General features: G+C 52.4%; 2 protein-coding genes. Both read left to right on the top strand.

From position 1 onward, the window contains the following. A partial coding sequence (locus EJP87_RS18155; RefSeq protein ID WP_193771480.1) for a hypothetical protein occupies positions 1-240 on the top strand: 240 nt, incomplete at its 5' end. Further along, positions 237-1,380, top strand: a 1,144-nt coding sequence (locus tag EJP87_RS16420) for a sigma-54-dependent transcriptional regulator (RefSeq protein ID WP_130472921.1), incomplete at its 3' end; no start/stop codon positions are given. The genes EJP87_RS18155 and EJP87_RS16420, both read left to right, overlap by 4 nt.

Below are 1,380 nucleotides of genomic sequence, written 5' to 3'. Positions count from 1 at the left end.
AGTGATCTGAAAACTTTGGAACATCTGCCGGCAAGCGGAGAGAGGGCACTTTTTCTGCCACAAACAGAGGACAATCCTGCCATCTGTCTGCTGGCTGAGACCATTCGTCTGCACCAGGGTGCCATTCATTTGCAATCCTGGCAGAGTGGTTGGTTACGCCTGCAAATCCTTTTTCCCGATCCCAGCGCCCACCCCTTCCTCCTCAACTCCTCTTCTCCACAGGGTTCAACAGAACCATGAACGATCCTTTGCGCATCCTGCTCGTCAATCGCGACAAAGTCGCCATGCAAAATCTCGAACATATCTTGTCACGTGATGGATGTGCCATCCACAAAGCCACCGGCAGCAGCAGCGCCATTCCCTTTCTGAACAATACAGCAGAGACAACCACTCCTTATGATGTCATTGTGGCCGATCTGGAACGGGATTCTCTGGATGAGCGCCATTTTTTTCAACTCTGTCAACGTTTGCAACCCACCACAGAGGTGCTCTTTATCACCGATCATCTGGCGGTACCCAAAGTGGTGCAAACCATTCGTCAGGGTGCCTTTCACTATTTGGTCAAACCACTCCGACCCGCAGAGTTGCGTCACTGCCTTACCCTGGCCGGTGAACAGAGCCGCCACAAACAACGGCAAAGAGGGGTGCGCCATGAACTGACCAATCAACATGGCTCTCTGCCATTGGTCACCCAGGATGCGGTGATGCTGCGTCTTTTGGAACAGGCAAAACGGGCTGCGGCCATGGAGCTACCGGTTTTGATCAGTGGAGCGACCGGAACCGGCAAAGAGATTTTGGCGCGCCTGCTGCACGATACCAGCCCACGCGCCAAATATCCTTTTGTTGCTGTCAACTGCGGTGCTTTTCATGAAGAGTTGTTGGCCAACGAGCTGTTTGGCCACGGCCGTGAGGCATATACCGGAGCAGTGCGCGACCAGAAAGGATTGATCGAAACAGCACATGGCGGCACTCTGTTTCTGGATGAAATTACGGAAATGCCGGTACATATGCAGGTTAAACTGCTGCGCGTGATCCAGGAAAAAGAGTTGCGACGTCTGGGAGTCACCACCACCATTACGGTGGATGTGCGCTTTATCGCCGCTACCAACCGCCCCATTCGTCAAGAGGTAGAGGAGGGTCGTTTCCGTCAGGATCTCTATTATCGTTTGAATGTGATTGATCTGCACCTGCCCCCACTTGCCGAACGACACGGAGATATTCCCTTGTTGGTGCAACATTTTTTACAAAAATATGGCCAGCGTATTCATGGTCACCCTCTCAGCATCAGCCGTTCCGCCATGGAAAGATTGCAACAACACTCTTTTCCCGGCAACGTGCGTGAATTGGAAAATATCATCCAACGCGCTGTCGCTTTCAGTA

It is taken from the genome of Candidatus Magnetaquicoccus inordinatus, from assembly GCF_004217665.1.
Taxonomy (GTDB): domain Bacteria; phylum Pseudomonadota; class Magnetococcia; order Magnetococcales; family Magnetaquicoccaceae; genus Magnetaquicoccus; species Magnetaquicoccus inordinatus.
This window is presented reverse-complemented; position numbering and strand designations above follow the sequence as displayed.